15 protein-coding genes and 1 tRNA gene are annotated in these 16,604 nt (G+C 55.9%); 10 read left to right on the top strand and 6 right to left on the bottom strand.

The genetic code is table 11. The features are described from left to right. Positions 1-18: 18 nt before the first annotated feature. The 6 genes from ACR0D7_RS01345 (at position 19) to ACR0D7_RS01320 (ending at position 6,549) form a co-directional block, all read left to right on the top strand. Entirely contained in the window at positions 19-1,227 is a 1,209-nt protein-coding gene (locus ACR0D7_RS01345) for a class I SAM-dependent methyltransferase (RefSeq protein WP_480677416.1), read from the top strand. 16 nt (positions 1,228-1,243) lie between these two features. Next, positions 1,244-1,684 (top strand): TrgA family protein, encoded by a 441-nt coding sequence (locus ACR0D7_RS01340; protein WP_170381362.1) that lies wholly within the window; start codon positions 1,244-1,246, stop codon positions 1,682-1,684. A 30-nt stretch (positions 1,685-1,714) separates the two neighbouring features. Further along, positions 1,715-2,830 (top strand): NUDIX domain-containing protein, encoded by a 1,116-nt coding sequence (locus ACR0D7_RS01335; protein ID WP_480677415.1) that lies wholly within the window; start codon positions 1,715-1,717, stop codon positions 2,828-2,830. 69 nt (positions 2,831-2,899) lie between these two features. After that, complete coding sequence (locus ACR0D7_RS01330) at positions 2,900-3,934, top strand: cysteine synthase A (protein ID WP_170381360.1); 1,035 nt, start codon at positions 2,900-2,902, stop codon at positions 3,932-3,934. Next, complete coding sequence (locus ACR0D7_RS01325; protein WP_480677414.1) at positions 3,934-6,369, top strand: DUF3772 domain-containing protein; 2,436 nt, start codon at positions 3,934-3,936, stop codon at positions 6,367-6,369. The genes ACR0D7_RS01330 and ACR0D7_RS01325 overlap by 1 nt, the downstream gene beginning before the upstream one ends. 90 nt (positions 6,370-6,459) lie before the next feature. Beyond that, a tRNA-Ser gene (locus tag ACR0D7_RS01320) sits at positions 6,460-6,549 on the top strand. 107 nt (positions 6,550-6,656) lie between these two features. On the opposite strand, the gene parA is transcribed toward ACR0D7_RS01320, so the two are convergent. Beyond that, positions 6,657-7,295: a ParA family partition ATPase gene (gene parA, locus ACR0D7_RS01315; protein ID WP_480677413.1), complete on the bottom strand. Its 639-nt coding sequence runs from the start codon at positions 7,293-7,295 to the stop codon at positions 6,657-6,659. A gap of 273 nt (positions 7,296-7,568) precedes the next feature. Here parA and ACR0D7_RS01310 point away from each other — a divergent pair, with 273 nt between their 5' ends. Continuing rightward, positions 7,569-9,359: an adenylate/guanylate cyclase domain-containing protein gene (locus ACR0D7_RS01310; protein WP_480677412.1), complete on the top strand. Its 1,791-nt coding sequence runs from the start codon at positions 7,569-7,571 to the stop codon at positions 9,357-9,359. 65 nt (positions 9,360-9,424) lie between these two features. Here ACR0D7_RS01310 and ACR0D7_RS01305 read toward each other — a convergent pair whose 3' ends face one another. Further along, positions 9,425-9,694: an alkyl sulfatase C-terminal domain-containing protein gene (locus tag ACR0D7_RS01305; RefSeq protein WP_480677411.1), complete on the bottom strand. Its 270-nt coding sequence runs from the start codon at positions 9,692-9,694 to the stop codon at positions 9,425-9,427. A gap of 229 nt (positions 9,695-9,923) precedes the next feature. On the opposite strand from ACR0D7_RS01305, the gene ACR0D7_RS01300 reads away from it, so the two are divergent. After that, complete coding sequence (locus tag ACR0D7_RS01300; protein ID WP_480677410.1) at positions 9,924-10,520, top strand: YrbL family protein; 597 nt, start codon at positions 9,924-9,926, stop codon at positions 10,518-10,520. Between the two features lie 18 nt (positions 10,521-10,538). On the opposite strand, the gene ACR0D7_RS01295 is transcribed toward ACR0D7_RS01300, so the two are convergent. Beyond that, positions 10,539-11,450: a LysR family transcriptional regulator gene (locus ACR0D7_RS01295; protein ID WP_480677409.1), complete on the bottom strand. Its 912-nt coding sequence runs from the start codon at positions 11,448-11,450 to the stop codon at positions 10,539-10,541. Between the two features lie 63 nt (positions 11,451-11,513). On the opposite strand from ACR0D7_RS01295, the gene ACR0D7_RS01290 reads away from it, so the two are divergent. Beyond that, positions 11,514-11,762 carry a hypothetical protein gene (locus ACR0D7_RS01290; protein WP_480677408.1) on the top strand — a complete coding sequence of 83 codons (249 nt, stop codon included), beginning with the start codon at positions 11,514-11,516 and terminating at the stop codon, positions 11,760-11,762. Between the two features lie 44 nt (positions 11,763-11,806). Beyond that, positions 11,807-12,811, top strand: coding sequence for a GlxA family transcriptional regulator (locus ACR0D7_RS01285; RefSeq protein ID WP_480677407.1), 1,005 nt, complete (start codon positions 11,807-11,809; stop codon positions 12,809-12,811). A 7-nt stretch (positions 12,812-12,818) separates the two neighbouring features. On the opposite strand, the gene ACR0D7_RS01280 is transcribed toward ACR0D7_RS01285, so the two are convergent. The 3 genes from ACR0D7_RS01280 to ACR0D7_RS01270 are packed head-to-tail and all read right to left on the bottom strand — an operon-like array spanning position 12,819 to position 16,601. Continuing rightward, positions 12,819-13,379 (bottom strand): sarcosine oxidase subunit gamma, encoded by a 561-nt coding sequence (locus ACR0D7_RS01280; RefSeq protein WP_480677406.1) that lies wholly within the window; start codon positions 13,377-13,379, stop codon positions 12,819-12,821. Further along, positions 13,372-16,317 (bottom strand): sarcosine oxidase subunit alpha family protein, encoded by a 2,946-nt coding sequence (locus ACR0D7_RS01275; protein ID WP_480677405.1) that lies wholly within the window; start codon positions 16,315-16,317, stop codon positions 13,372-13,374. Before ACR0D7_RS01275 ends, ACR0D7_RS01280 begins: the two co-directional genes overlap by 8 nt. Further along, positions 16,314-16,601, bottom strand: coding sequence for a sarcosine oxidase subunit delta (locus tag ACR0D7_RS01270; RefSeq protein ID WP_480677404.1), 288 nt, complete (start codon positions 16,599-16,601; stop codon positions 16,314-16,316). Before ACR0D7_RS01270 ends, ACR0D7_RS01275 begins: the two co-directional genes overlap by 4 nt. Between the last annotated feature and the right edge of the window lie 3 nt (positions 16,602-16,604).

Here is a 16,604-nt window from a genome sequence, read left to right as displayed (position 1 = left end):
CCGCACAGGGGAGAGCGGATGATCCTGACGACAACTGAAGGGCAAAAAGACCTGCCCAGATACTTTGCTCAAGTGTTCAAAATGTTGAACCGGATGGGTTCGGGGCGAATGGATATCGCTTTGCCCGATGGGCGCGTGTTCCGATCCGAAGGTGCCAAGCCGGGACCGGTGGCGCGCGTTGATATTCACGACCCCGACGTATTTGCGCGTTTGATCCGAGAGGGAGAACTGGGTTTTTCGGATTCTTATCTGGAGGGGGGGTGGAGCACGCCCGACCTGCGCTCATTCATGGATTTGGTGCATCTGGGCACCGAGACCGTGTATGACGATTTCACCGGCAAGTTTCTGGTTCAGGCCTACGAGCGTTTGCGCTTTTGGCTGCACCGCAATCACCGGCGTCAGGCCAAGAAGAACATCTCGTATCATTACGATTTAGGGAATGATTTCTACGGATTGTGGTTGGACGATACGATGACCTATTCCAGCGCTCTGTTCGAGACCGGGCAGGAAAGCCTGGAAAAGGCTCAAACTGCTAAATACGCGAGCCTTGTGGACGAGATGGGCGCAAAGCCCGGAGATCATATCCTTGAGATCGGTTGTGGCTGGGGTGGCTTCGCGGAATATGCCGCGAAAGAGCGTGGCCTTCGGGTCACAGGTCTTACTATCAGTCAAGAGCAGTTGAATTTTGCCAAGCAAAGGATTGAAAATGCGGGGCTTTCTGAACTGGTTGAGTTCAAATTGCAGGATTACCGTGACGAAAGGGGTCAATATGACGGCATTGCCTCGATTGAGATGTTCGAGGCCGTGGGCCAAAAGTACTGGCCTGTCTATTTCGAAACGGTCCGTGATCGTCTGAAACCGGGTGCTCAAGCCACGCTGCAAATTATCACCGTCGCAGATCATCGTTGGGACATCTACAAAAATGGCGTTGATTTCATTCAGAAATATATCTTTCCGGGCGGAATGCTTCCGGCGCCTTCGGTCCTGAAACAGCAGGTAACCGATGCAGGATTGAATGTGGTGAAATCACGCGAATTCGGCAAAAGTTACGATCTGACCCTGCGCCGTTGGTATGATACGTTCAACGACAAATGGGACGAAATTTCCGAACTGGGCTTTGATGAGCGTTTCCGCCGCATGTGGAACTATTATTTGACCGCATGCGGAGCAGCCTTTGACACTGGCAACTGCGATGTGACACAGATCACTATAGCAAAACCCAGTTAACAAACGGAAATACCGTATGCCTACTGCTCCGCGTCTCGTTGCTGCAATTTGTCTGCTGGTCGTGGCGTTTCTCGTCTCATCCATGATTATCAACAACGGGGAAGAGGGGAAGGACTATGGCTGGTTCACCTATGTAAACATGTTGATAGGGTTCGCATGTGGCTGGAAGGTTATGGGCAAGCGTGTTGGCCGCGGTTGGACCGCTGCGGTCAATAATGGTTTGACTGGCATGGCGGCGACCGTGTTCTGGTGCCTGTTCACACAAGGCTGCTATGAGATGTTCCGACTGGCCATGCGCCACCGTTATGACGGCCCGTTCGAGGCTCTTATTTCAATTTTCCAGCTCAGCGTGGAATACAGCAAACTTCTACTGACATCTGAAATTCTGTGGACTTTGGCGATAGGAGCTCTTATCGCAGGGCTTGCAGCCGAAGAGGCTAACCGCCGTTGGCGGTAAATCACCTGATTTAAATCGAGTTTCGCTCTAGTGTCCGATTTGTTCTTTTACGGCACCCTCCGGCATTTACCATTGCTGGAATGTGTGCTTGGCCGCACTCTATCAAATTTGGAGTTTTCTCGGGTCAGCCTGCCTGATCACGCGGTCTATGGCGTGAAGGCAGAGGCTTTTCCGATGATAGTGGCGGAAAAGGGCAGCAACGCTGAAGGCGTGTTGGTGCAAGGTTTGGGCGCCGAAGATCTGAGGCGGCTGGCCTATTATGAGGGTGGATTTGAATACGACCTTAGTCCGCAGATTGTAGAGCTTGAAGACGGCACCCGCTCTGAGGCCCGTGTGTTTTACCCCGAACCCGGTCTTTGGTCTCCAGATAAGCTGTGGTCTTTGGGGGATTGGGTCCGCGAATGGGCTGAGGTGGTGGTCCTCGCTGCTCAGGAAGAGATGGCCTATTACGGTAAGGTCGACGCTGCCGATATTGTGCGAAACTTTGCACCGATCCGAACCCGTGCCTGGGCTAAGCTGGCCGCGCGCAAGCGCCGGACTGATGACCCGCGCGACACGGAAAAAGATGTCATCATCCAAAGCCACAAACGTGCTTATATCAACTATTTCGGCGTAGAAGAGCTTGAGGTGCAGCATCGTCAGCATGATGGCACTATGGGGCCGGTTCTAAACCGTAGTGGGTTGATGCAGGGGGCCGCTGTTGTCGTTCTGCCTTATGACCCTGTGCGCGATGCCGTGTTGTTGGTCGAGCAGTTCCGTGCGCCGATTTTTCTGATTGATGACCCTGAGCCCTGGATGTGGGAACCCGTGGCAGGCATGATCGACCCCGGTGAAACACCCGAGCAGACCGCCTATCGCGAAGCGCTGGAGGAGGCGCATGTGACGCTGGACTCTCTGGAATATGCGGGTGGGGCTTATTCCTCGAGCGGGTCGTCAACTGAGTATGTCTATCTCTATGTAGGTCTGGGTGATCTTGTGGGGACGATCGACAATGGGGGTTTGGCGTCCGAGGGAGAGGATATTCGAACCCAAATCATGCCTTTCGACACCTTCATGCAGAAGGCAGACAACAACGAATTCAAAGATTTGCCGCTGTTGTTGCTGGCCAATTGGCTGGCCCGACACCGTGATCGCTTGCGCGGTTAAGGATCGCCGCTTGTGGTTGTCGCACGGCATCTGTAAATCTTCGATGGGACGTAATGAAATGAGGGCGCCATGCGCATTGCACGAGACCTTGCCGACGCAGTCGGGAAAACACCGCTGATCCGGTTAAAGCGCATCAGTGAAGAGACCGGATGCGAGATTCTCGGCAAGGCCGAGTTCATGAACCCGGGGCAATCGGTCAAGGATCGCGCGGCGCTTTACATCATCCGCGACGCCATCGCACGCGGCGAGCTGAAACCCGGCGGCACCATTGTCGAGGGTACGGCTGGCAATACGGGGATTGGCCTTGCACTTGTTGGTGCGTCGATGGGGTTCAAAACCGTGATCGTGATCCCGGAAACCCAGTCGGAAGAAAAGAAGGACATGCTGCGCCTAGCTGGCGCTCAACTGGTGCAGGTGCCTGCGGCGCCGTATCGCAACCCGAACAACTTCGTGCATTACTCACGCCGTCTGGCCGAGGAGTTGGCGCAGACCGAACCCAATGGGGCGATCTGGGCGAACCAGTTTGACAACGTGGCTAACCGTCAGGCTCATGTCGAAACTACAGGCCCCGAGATTTGGGAGCAGACAGGCGGCAAGGTCGATGGCTTTGTCAGTGCCGTAGGTTCGGGCGGGACACTTGCCGGTGTGGCCGACGCTTTGCAGCCCAAAGGGGTAAAGATCGCACTGGTCGATCCGATGGGGGCGGGGCTTTATTCCTACTACACCACCGGTGAGATCGCGATGGAGGGAAGCTCGATCGCGGAGGGTATCGGTCAGGTGCGCATCACCAAGAACCTTGAAGGGTTCAAGCCTGATTACGCGTATCAGATGACCGACAACGAAGCGCTGCCCTACATCTTTGATCTGCTGCGCGAAGAGGGGCTGGTCATGGGCGGTTCGACCGCGATCAACATGGCGGGCGCTGTGCGTCTGGCCAAGGACCTTGGGCCGGGCCATACCATCGTCACCATCCTGTGCGACTATGGCACACGCTATCAGTCCAAGCTGTTCAACCCTGAATTCCTGCGCGAAAAGGAACTGCCGGTGCCGGATTGGATGACCGAGGCCCCGCGTAGCATTCCCGGCGTATTCGAGGACGTGTGATGCTGCGGCAGGTTCGCCTGTTTCTAGCGCTCTTATTGGTTTGTTTTGCCATGCTGGGCGGCCCTGCGGCCGCTCAGTTGACGGATAGGCAGAGCGAATACTATCAAGGCTGGCTCAGTACGGCGAGCAGAGCCGAGGCGGTTATCGAGGCGAACCGTGCCTCAAACGCTGCGTTGGAAAACCTGCGTTCCGAGATTAACGGCTACCGCGAGGACTTTAGTAAGGCCCGCGGTGCAAACACTGACCGAATTCAAACACTTGAAGGTCAGATCAAGGCGCTTGGCCCAAAGCCCGAAGGAGATGCGACAGAACCGGAAGACATTGCCAAAATCAGGACGCATCTAGAGGAACAGCTCAATAGCTTGCGTGTTCCTCGTATAATTTCGGAAGAAGCTTTCAGCCGCGCCAACGGTCTTATTAGTGAAATTGACCAAATCATCCGGCACCGCCAGACTAGGGAGCTGATGGAACGTGGACCCTCTCCGATCAATCCAGCCTATTGGAGACCGGCTTGGGTAGACGTGACGGAAGCCTTTCGCAGTCTGGTAAATGAGGTTGCGGAAAATCTACACACCGATGTTGTCCACGAGCGGATTCGCGATCGCGGATTGGGCATATTTGTTCTGGCTGTCATTTCCGCTGTTTTGCTGGTGTTTGGACGGCGCTGGTCAGAGCAGGGCGGCGACTACCTTCGGCTTTTAGGGGGCACCGGAACTGGAGTCTGGACGTTTGTAATATCGCTCTTGCGTATCATTCTGCCTTGGCTGGGTGTTTTGGCGGCAGTCGCGGCTATTCGTCTGACCGGGGTTCTGGGTTTGCGCGGCGCTTTGCTGTTGGAACAAGTCCCATATTGGGCGGCGATAATCTTTTTCTACGATTGGATCGGACGTCAGATATATTTGATTGGCAAGGCACAAGGCTTCAAACGGCTGTCTGCTTCCAAAATCAAAGAGTTACGCGTTTACATCGATCTTCTGGCCTTGATGCTGATTTTGCACGAGCTGGCGATCCTGTTCGAGCAAATCGAAAACATCTCGGATTCCACCCGCGCTGTTGTGAGTTTCCCTGTGATCCTCGTCACAGCGTTACTGCTGCTTCGGGTGCGGCATATCCGAACCAAAGAAATCCAGCAGGACGCGCCGGATCCAACTGGTACAACACGGGTGGCAGGTTTCAGTCAACTCGTTGAGTTTCTGCGCCGCGCCTTGTTTATTCTGGGTCTAACGACCCCCGCCCTGGCGTTATTTGGTTATACGAATGCTGCTGAGGCAATTGTATTTCCCGCTGTGAAAACGCTTGTCCTAATTGCAGGTTTGGTGATTTTCCAACGTTTCATCACACAGGTTTACGGGTGGATCACCGGGCAAGGTGAAGCTGTCTGGGACTCGTTGTTTTCTGTGCTGGTGGGCTTTGCCCTCGCAATATTGGTCTTGCCGATCCTTGCACTTTACTGGGGCGCGCGTGAGACGGACTTGCGCGAAGCCTGGTCACGGCTTTTGTTGGGATTTGATATTGGGGGCGTCACGATCTCGCCCAGCAACTTCTTCACTTTCGTGATTGTATTCCTGATTGGCTACGGCCTAACGCGCGTGCTGCAGAGCGGTTTACGGAACTCTTTGCTACCTAAAACCAGCATAGATCCGGGTGGGCAGAACGCGATTGCGGCGGGTACTGGTTATGTAGGGATATTCTTGGCCGCGCTGGTCGCCATTGTGGTGGCCGGGTTTGACCTTTCGTCGCTGGCCATTGTCGCTGGTGCGCTTTCGGTCGGTATCGGGTTTGGTCTGCAAACCATCGTGTCGAACTTCGTATCAGGCATCATTCTGTTGGTCGAGCGGCCGATCTCGAAGGGTGACTGGATCGATGTGAACGGGATGATGGGCTATGTGCGCGACATCTCGGTCCGATCTACGCGGATTGAAACGTTTGATCGGACAGATGTGATCGTACCCAATTCGGACCTGATCAGCGGTGTAGTGACGAACTATACGCGCGGCAACACTATTGGGCGGGTCATCGTGCCAGTGGGCGTTGCCTACGGTACTGATACACGTGTGGTAGAAAAGATTTTGGGCGAGGTTGCCAACGCCCATCCAATGGTTCTGGCCAACCCAGCCCCCAGCGTGGTGTTTCAGGGCTTTGGTGCGGATTCGCTGGATTTTGAGATCCGCGCCATCCTGCGCGATGTAAACTGGGTGCTGTCGGTGAAGTCCGACATGAACCACGAGATTAACCACCGGTTTGCTGACGCTGGGATTGAGATCCCGTTCGCGCAGCGCGATGTTTGGCTACGAAACCCCGAGGCATTGCAGGGACAAGCCCCCACACAGAAGTCAGAGCCGGAACCTTCTGAAAAGACAGAAAAACCTCCTTCTTCCAAACCTGTTGATATGACCGAGGCCGATCTGGGTGACGGGGGAGGAGATGAGTATTAACCGTGTTTGTAGCGCGGTTGAGGAAGGTTGAAAAATCGCTTTAATCGCCCCTTGCAAATCCTCCGGCGATGGTTCACATATCGCGCCTACGGAGAGGTGGCCGAGTGGTCGAAGGCGCACGCCTGGAAAGTGTGTAGGCGGGAAACCGTCTCCAGGGTTCGAATCCCTGTCTCTCCGCCATCCATCTCGGAAATTGTTGTTAGTACTGTTCGGGTTGACGCGGGCAGATCGTAAAACGAGCGCGGGTCCAAGTGTTCGACAAACACAACATTGCCGCTTGTTGCTTATTACAACTTAAGGATGTCCGATACTTCGCTAGCCAGTGCGCGGACTTCTTCCGAGGCGGAACCGGTCTTTTTGGCTTCCATCGCACCCAAACCTCGTCCCAAGGCTTCCGCGTAGACTACTCTGTTTGCCAATGACGATTGCAATGGCTTTGCCACAAGCTCGGAAACCGATTTCGCCACGTGTTCGCCCACGCGCGTGCCTGCACGTGTACGGTTCAGAACAATGTTTGTCGGTTTCCCAGCCCGGTCTGCCAAGTCCAAAATATCATGGGTCGCCCAGACATCAGCCTGACTGGCAGCAACAGGAACCAGTACCAAATCCGATTCACGTAAGACCCAGCGAACATCGCTGTCGGCTTTAGGTGGCGTATCGATCAGAATAATGTCGGCTTCACCACCAACACCGCGGAGTGCACGCGAAATCCCGTAGGCGGTCGAGGTAGAGAATTGTAGTTTCTCATTTTCTCCGACCGTCTCTTCGCGAATATCCAGCCATTTTCCAAGGCTGCCTTGGGGATCTGTATCCAGCAGAACAACGCTTTTGCCTTCCGCCAAATACGCGGTTGCCAAGTTGGTCACGAGAGTTGTCTTGCCCGCTCCGCCTTTCTGCTGCGCTACACAGATGATTCGACCGCTCATACGCCAAGCCTCCAAGGATTTTCTGCATCGCAGCATAGAGCCTGTGAAAGAGAAAGGCGAACTTCTTTTCATTGGCGCAGTCCAAGAATGCCTTTGTGCACCCTCAGACCTATTCTTCAGATTGGTCCGTCCGCCAAGCAATCTTTGAAAAATTCAAGAATTTTTATATAATCAGCCGAATTACACCGGACGATAGTCTCGTTCACGGGGCGTGTTATGGGGGGCATAAAATCAAAAACGACCCACGGTAATGGTGGCGAATGGCATGCCTCCATGTCTGTTGCTTTGGCCCTTGGTCTTGGATTTTTTGTTCTGACTTCGGTTGCAGGTGTATTAGGTGTTGGGTTGGTCGTTGGGTATCGCAATACCTCGGAATTGCTGACGCAAAAGGCGCAACTAATCATTGGCACACAGCGCCAACAGGTAGAACGCTACTTGATGGCAGCCTCGGATCAAATCGATTTTATCGCGGGCAGGATTGCCTCGGGTGAAGTTGAGCCGGACGGTTCTGAAGAGTTCGTCAGCTTGCTGCTTGGTGCTGTCTCAGCGACCCCTCAGATTCTGCGGATACAGTTTATCGACAGGCAGCAAATCTTGACTGGCGTAGAACGTGCTCAAGACGAGACGCTACCCATATTCTTGAAACTAGGAGACGATGTCGACCTGCGTCATCTCATTGACGAGGCAATCGAAACCGGGAAAGCCCGTTGGGGCAAAATTCTCTGGCGCGAAGAATACGGCCAGTCCGTGCTGAATTACCAAAGACCGGTCATTCGACACGGCAAGATAATCGGAGTCCTTTCAGCCTGGGTTTCGGTCGTAAAATTATCTGAGTTTCTGGCTGATCAGGAAATGGAATTCGGCGCAAATGTCTTCATGCTTTACGGTAGAAAAGCCGTATTGGCGCATCCGCTCATGGCGTTTGGTTACGCAGGTTTAAATCGCGCGGCGCCGCTTCCGCAGCAGGACCGCTTTTCTGATCCAATTGTTTCGGCAATGTGGCTGCCGAATGATCGTTTTAGCGTCGCGAAGTATTTTCTGACCGGCGCGAACACCCGTTTCGTTTCCTATGCCGATTGGGAATATGTTGTATTCTTCGAAGAGTTGTCCGACTACGGCGTTCAAACACTCACCGTAGCTACTTATTTCGAAGCCCACGACATTATCGCCGAAGCCGCCCGACTGAGATGGGCGATAATCTTCTGCTTGGTTATGGCGGTTATTTCGGCCGGAACGGCGGCTTTGATCGGTCAGAAAATTGCCAAGCCTGTGCGGCGACTGTCGGACAGCGCTAAGCGGGTTCATGATCTTGATATTTCGAATATCGCTGAAATCGAAGGATCCTTTTTCAGGGAACTGGACGAGGCAGCGCGTTCATATAATTTCATGCTCGAAGGCCTGCGCTGGTTTGAACTCTACGTGCCCAAGCGTTTGGTCCGCCAATTGATGCGCCACCACCCGGGCAAGCAAATCAATTCATCGCATAGGGATGTCGTCATAATGTTCACTGACATTGTGGAATTCACGACATTGTCGGAACATCTGACAGCCCATCAAACGGCATTGTTCCTGAATGACCACTTTGCTGGGTTGGCCGACTGCATCCAGAAGAACCGTGGCACGATCGACAAGTTCATCGGAGATTCGGTGATGGCTGTATGGGGGGCTTTGGAACATCAGGATGATGCCGCTGATCTGGCTTGCAACGCGGCGATTGAGATTGCGCAGTGGGTAACCGAATACAATCAGCTTAAACGAGTAGAGGCGGGTTTGCCTTATTCGGTCAGGCTGCGCATCGGGATCCATATCGGTCGTGTGGTCGTTGGGAATATCGGCAGCGAAGGGCGGCTTAGCTATACCGTGGTCGGAGATTCAGTGAACGTCGCACAACGTCTTGAAGAAGCCGGAAGAGTTTTGGGCGACACTCGCGCTGATGCGAATATTCTTGTGTCCAGCTCTGTGCGGAGTGCCTTGGTCAAGCCACTGGATTTCGAACGCATCGGTGCCCACAAACTTCGCGGCAGAGAGGAGTTGGTTGAGATTTATTTGCTTAAAATTAACTAGCCGCGAAGCCGGAATTGCAATGACGGGCAGGGGCTTCGGGCCGTCATTATTTAGGCATGGCCCGATTAGCCGCCATTAGAGTCGGCCAGCGTAGGTTGTGCAAAGGCGTAGGCGGGCGGTGTCAGGTCTTGTGCACCGGTGCCGGGCATCAGTTCAAAGCCCAGATCGAACTGATCCAGGGTCGAGGCCAACTGCGCAACCACGTCGACATTGCCTTCGGATTGTGCGGTGCCATCGGTCAGCATGTCGGTCAATTTGCGCTCACCGGTCATGATTTTTTCACGATCAGCGCGGTTCAGGCTGATCGACAGATCGGCCTTTAGCGAAGCGAACATGACCTCCGCCTCCTGCTCGAACTCATAAAGCGTGTTTCGCGTCACCACTCGAAATTCGGTGGTAAAGCACGGGCACGGTTTGCACTTGAGGTCAAAATGCACCTGTGCAGTGGACAGACCGACCTCATGGTCAATTGTATCAGGTTTAGGAACACATTAAGTAGTGCCGCAGAATTCATCACCCGCGCCTTTTTCGAGACGGGCTTTTAGTGAACTGGACCTGACAGATATGATCGACCTAAGTGGCCACACTCCTTTGCGCGACAGCAACAACTATAAAATATATCAACACCCCGAGATTGAAGGCGCATTGCTAAAAGTCCGCGTGGATGAACCCGTAAGAAACCATATTTTTCCACGCTATGCAGAGCGGCGTTATGGTAATCTTCGGCAGTGGAACCGCGAGGCGAACGAATACCTTGCTGCCCTGCATCGAGGTTGTCCTGAAATTGAGCGACTGGCCCGCTTCATGGGCTATGCGCCGACTTCTGAAGGGCCGGGTTTGGTGGTTGAAAAGCTGACCGGACCGGATGGTGATCTTGCTCCAACGCTGAGATCCGAGAGGGTGGCATTGGAAAAAGGTTCGGACGCGCTTAGAAAACTGAAGGAAGAGGTCATTGAATTGCTGAATGACCTGGAACACGGACGCATTATTGTCGGCGATATGGGCCCTGATAATATAGTACGAGCGCAGGAACGTGGCGGGAAGCTGGTCGTAATTGACGGTCTGGGCGAGCGGGTGTTGTTCCCGCTGACCCTGTTCAGCGATTGGGCCTTCCAGAAATCAAATGAACGCCGCCGGAAACGGATGACCAGGAGCTACTGACTAAGTCGGGTACCTTGCTCAGACTGCAGCCCGCAAGGGAACGGCGGACGCGACTTCTTTGCGGATCTCTTCAATCAACGCCGTCGCCGCCGGGTTCCGGCGTTTAAGTGATGAGCGCGCGACATAGGATATGTCAGGCGGATTGGGGAACAGATCGTTAATGATCTCCATATCCGAAGTAACATGCAGCCCGTTAAGCAGAGCAACCCCGAGGCCGGAGCGTACCGCTGACTGAATGCCGGCGGCGCTTGGGCATTCAAGTACGCTGTCGAACCTGTGCGTCCCATTGCCCATGCCCCACTGCCTGTAAAAGCATTGGCTGTCGAAGGACAGGAACGGTACAGGCGCTGAGACGTCAATCTGGAACTCGGGTGATTTCACCCAGTATAACCGGTCCTCAAACAGGATCAGGTCGTCGGACAAGATGTCCTTACGGAAAATCTGCATTACCGCCACGTCCAACTCTCCGGCCTTTAACCATGCTTGCACGTTCAGACTTTGGCTGGTGCGCGTTCGGACGCGGACGTCAGGGTAAAGCCGCGTGAAACGACCCAATACCCTTGCAATTCCGCTGGTGGTGGTATCTTCAGTCATGCCCAGCCGGATGGCACCGGTCAGAGGTTTCTTGCCCAACGCTGCCAGCGCCTCGTCGTGCAACTCTGTAATTCGGCGGGCATAGTCACACAAGCGCTGGCCAGCCTCTGTAAAAAGAGGGCCACCGGCGCGACGGGCCAGCAGGGTGCAGTCCAGGGTCTGTTCCAACCGCCGTATTTTGTGGCTTACTGCTGATTGCGACAATGCCAGATGTTCTGCCGCGCGGGTCACACCTCCATGAGCCGAAATGGCGAGCAGGGCACGCAGAGCGTCGATTTCCAGCCGTTCATTCATAATCCCCCGCATGACAAAGATAGATTGCGAAATGACAATCATTCATTTGAGTCACATCCTAGCGTTGGTCTAATCAAAGGGGAAGATAAACATCGGAGACCAACAATGGCCCAAGTTGAAACCCCGCGCCGCAGATTGACCACTGTGTTCGAGGTGACAGGTTCAGTGCTGGCAATGGCTTACGCCTTGCTGATCGCCTCGAATATTGGTGCGGAATTGCTTGGCTTTACGCTGCTTTTCGTGTCCGCTGCTTTATTTGCCGCTTGGGCCATGATCGACCGGCGATGGACCTTCTTGCTGTTGCAGGGGTTCTACGCAACCTCGGCAATCATCGGGTTGATCCGCTGGGCCTGAAACTTCGCATAGGGCTGTCGCGGGATTCCTGCTAGGACAACCTCATGCGCAGTGAAAACAGAATCGAGATCGGCTTTCTGCTGTTTGATGGCTTTCCGATGGCTTGCCTGACCTCGGTGATCGAGCCGTTGCGCGCAGCCAATGAAATTGCCGGACAAGAGGCATTCTGCTGGGTCCTGATCTCGGAGAACGGGCAAAAAGTGCAATCCAGCGCAGGTGTCGGGTTCGAGGCTGAACGATCTCTGGCTGCGTGCAAGGATGTCGACATATTGTTTCTGCTCAGCAGTCCGACCTCGGAGTTTGAAAACCCAAGTTTCGGCAACGGCGCGCTGCGCAGCCTTGGCCGCCACGGCACAATGCTAGGAGCGATAAGTGCGGGCGTTTTTCCATTGGTGCGGTCGGGCGTCATGCAGGGCCATCCGGTTTCGATTCACTGGTGCTATGAGGCCGCGTTCGAAGCTGAATTTCCGGACATGGACGCGCGCAGCGAAGTGATTGTTCGAAACACTAGTCGCACAACGGTTTCGGGCGCGGCGGCAGGGTTTGATCTGGCGCTGCACTTGATTCAGGATCGTCTGGGCGGTGATGTTGCGCATGAGGTTGCATGTTGGTTCCAACACCCGATGATGCGCGGGGCCGGGGTGCGGCAGCAGGTTCCCAGCGCCAATGCGCCGGGGACGGGAGATAGCCTGCCGCCTCTGGTATCTCGAAGTGTTGCTTTGTTCGGTGCACATATGAGCGAGCCAATCTCAATCGCCGACGTGGCGCAGCAAATGGGCGTGAGCCCACGGCAGATTGAGCGGGCGTTCAAGCAGGCCACTGGGCAAAGCCCCAGCCATTACTACCGCGCCATGCGCATGAAGGCGGCACGGCAGATGGTTGTCTATACCAAAGATCCGATATCTCAGATCGCGTCGGCCGTCGGGTACGGCTCGGTTACGCCTTTGGTCACGCATTACCGCGCTGCGTTTGGCCTGAGCCCCAGCGAAGATCGGCGTCGTATCAACCGCTTCCGAGTCGAAGATAACGCGCCGTTGCCGTCGGTCTGAGTACGCTTTACAACGCAGAGCGCATTGCCGTTACTATAGCATGATGTAAGGATCCGGCCGATGATCGCGGGCCATAGATGCTGAACTGTTCCAGGGTCCGACACAGCACAAAACAGCCGATATGATGGATCGAACAGCGTTCGGCACTGCCCGCGCTAATTTTGCGCAGATCAAGTTGGCATAGCAGTTCCAACACAGACGAAATATTGTCCCCGCTTAGATCGAACCGAGTCCAACCATCCGTCTGCTCTGTGACAGAGGCAGTACCTCCCATGGCGGCTTTTGCCTGACCGGGAAGGTCTTCGTGGCTCTCAAACGGGGCCTCGACCATCCATTGGTCGGGGCCAGCCCAGAACGCACTGATCATAGCGCCAGCCCACTGGCCCACCTCGGGTGTGGGTACTTCAATGAAGTCGCCCAAAGCCGTGGCGCAACTGACTTCCTGACCCGCACGCGCCGTGACCGACGCCAGCGCGACGCGAGGTACTTCTGTGCAGGTGACCCCGGCTATGGTGTCCACACGCGGCTCAGCTCCGCCCAGGGCGGTTATCGCAACAAGATCATGCACCTAGACGCTCTCCTTCAGGGTCGACGAAATGGGCCGAAACAAGTTCGACCTCGACGGTCAGGTCGGTCAGCGGCGAGACCAGGCGCATTTTTTCACCCAGCCGCTCGGCTCCGTTTTTCACAAGACCTAGACCGATATTGCTGTTCAGGATCGGCGAGTAGACCGCCGAGGTGACATACCCCTGATCATGGGCCGCATCCACCGGGCCATTTGTGTTCATCAAATGCCCGCCTGCGGTGATCTTATCCTCGGGTTTTAGCGGCTTGATCCCGACAAGTAGCAGGACATCCGGTGCGACGAGGGCTTCGCGCTCGGACAGGACCGAGCCGATGCTGTCTTTCTTCTTCGAAACCATCTTACCCAATCCAAGGTTCAGCGCCGTGGTAGTCCCGTTTAATTCATTTCCGGCGGCATGACCCTTTTCAACCCGCATCACGCCCAGTGCTTCGGTACCATAGGGGATGACGTCGTATTCCTTACCCTCCGCCATCAGCCGCCGCATCAGAGCGTCTCCATAGCGTGAGGGCACCGCGATTTCATAAGCAAGCTCGCCCGAGAACGAGATCCGGAATAGCCGCGCACGCAACCCACCGCAGACGGTGACGTTACCGCAGGCCATGAACGGGAAAGCTTCGTTCGAAATGTCGAATTCCGGGTCGATGATTTTTTGCAACAAATTGCGCGAGTTGGGCCCGGCCACTGCATACTGTGCCCACGCCTCGGTGGTCGAGATCAGTTGCACATCCATGTCCGGGTAAAAGCACTGACGCACAAACTCCATGTGGCGATAGACGCTTACGGCGTTTGCCGTGGTGGTGGTGACAACGAAATGATCCTCGGCCATCCGCGCGGCGGTGCCGTCATCCATGACCATACCGTCTTCGCGCAGCATCAATCCATAGCGGGTTTTACCCACGGCCAGCTTGGCAAAGCCGTTGGCGTAGATGCGGTTCAGAAATTCGGCTGCATCTGTGCCTTGAACATCGATCTTGCCCAGTGTCGTACAGTCACACACGCCGACAGACGCGCGGGTCTGGCGCACCTCACGGTCCACCGATTCCCGCCAGTGCGTCTCACCGGGCAGGGGGAACCATTGCGCGCGCAGCCAGTTGCCGACCTCAACAAACACCGCGCCGCGTTCCTTGGCCCAATAGTGCGAGGGCGTCAGGCGGGTCGGGTGAAACTCCTGCCCCTTCATACGGCCCGCGAAGGTTGCAATCGGAACAGGGGTATAGGGCGGGCGGAAGATCGTGGTGCCGACCTCGGGGATCGACTTGCCTGCCACTTCGGCCATGATCGCCAGTCCAGTGATATTCGAGGTCTTGCCCTGATCGGTCGCCATACCCAGCGTGGTATAGCGTTTCAGGTGCTCGACCGAGCGGAAACCCTCCTGATAGCTAAGCTTCACATCCTTGACGGTCACGTCGTTCTGCTGGTCGACCCAGGCGCGCTTGCACCCTTGCACGTACCAGAAGGGTTTCTGTGCGATCAGTGCGTCCTCAGCCTCGGGCAGGTCGGGCAGAGCCCCGGTCAGAGACAGTGCCTTGGCCGCACTGTCCGCGCCGGATTGCAGGGCACCATGAGTTGACAAGATCCCATTCGCCGCACCTGCGACCGACATGCCCACAGGCAGGTCGGTGCTGGGAACAAAGGCCGCCATCGCTTCGTTCCAGACCGGGCGACCACGCTGGTGGCAGGTCAGGTGGACATTCGGGTTCCAGCCCCCGGACACACCCAGCGCGCCGCAATCCAAGGTCCGGGCCGAACCATCAGGCAAGGAGACTTCGACGAAGCTCAGCCCGTGGTGGCCTTTGGTGTTCGTGACCTGAGCGCCTTTCAGCACTTCGTAGTCATAGCTGGAGGGCGCATCCTCGCGCACATCCACCACAGCGGCGATCCTGACTCCCTTGGCGTGCAGGTCAGCGGCGGTCCGGTGGCCGTCGTCGTTGTTGGTGAAAATCGCAACACGCTGCGACGCCGTGACCGCAAAGCGGTTGGCATAGGTCCGCAAAGCACTGGCCATCATGATGCCCGGACGGTCATTATTTTCGAAGGCAATCGGACGTTCCGTGGCCCCGGCGCAAAGCAGTGCCTTTTGCGTGTAGATGCGCCACAGGATTTGTCGCGGCTTGCCAGCGGTCAGGGTGGACAGGTGATCCCCGGTCCGTTCTACTGCGCCGTAGATGCCATGGTCGAACGCGCCGATCACGGTTGTGCGCGGCATCAGCCGGACATTGGGCAGAGATGACAGTTCCGCCACCGCCTGCGCCGCCCAGTCAGCGGCGCTGTGGTTGCCCAGCGCGAAGGTCTCGCTGTTCAGGCGTCCGCCAAGGGCGAAGTCCTCATCCGCCAGAATGACATCTGCGCCAGCACGCCCAGCGGTCAGTGCCGCCATCAGGCCCGCAGGTCCGGCACCGATGATCAGCAGATCGCAGTGGCGGAAACCCTTGTCATACTCGTCCGGATCGGCCTCCATCGACAGAGACCCCAAGCCAGCAGCGCGACGGATCATCGGCTCATAGAGTTTTTCCCAAAACGCAGCGGGCCACATAAACGTCTTGTAGTAGAATCCCGCTGACAGGAAGTTCGAGAACATGTCGTTCACGGCCAGCGCGTCGATTTTCAGGCTGGGCCAGCGGTTCTGCGACTTCGCCTCAAGCCCGTCGAACATCTCAATCGTTGTGGCACGGGTGTTGGGTTCCTTCCGTGCGCCGGTGCGCAGCTCGACCATTCCGTTGGGTTCTTCGGACCCGGCAGTCAGCAACCCGCGTGGGCGGTGGTATTTGAAGGACCGGCCGATCAGCCGCACGTCATTGGCCAGCAGAGCCGAAGCCAAAGTATCTCCGGGGTGGGCGGTATAGCTGCGCCCGTCGAAACGGAAGCTCAGAGAAGTGTTGCGATCGATCTGACCGCCTTCAAGCCTGTTTGTCTGTGTCATTTGGATCGCCCCCGAGCGCGGGCCACGTCGCGGGCCAGTTCCACTTTTGAAATCTCATGCGTCAGCGTGTTGCGCGTGACGACCAGCCACGATCGATCACCGGCCTCGTGATACCAAAGCTCCTGATGCACACCGGCGGGGTTGTCGCGCAGATAGCCGTATTCATAGAATGCATCGGCTGCGTTCTCGACCTGCCAGTCGGGACGATCGATCAGGGATGCGTCGCCCAGATAGGTGAATTCTGACGCGTCGCGCGGGCCCAGAAGGGGATGGTTGATAATCATGGA

The organism is Ruegeria sp. BB7 (assembly GCF_056539365.1).
The sequence above is the reverse complement of the archived record's forward strand: the minus strand, read 5'-3'. Positions and strand labels throughout refer to the sequence as shown.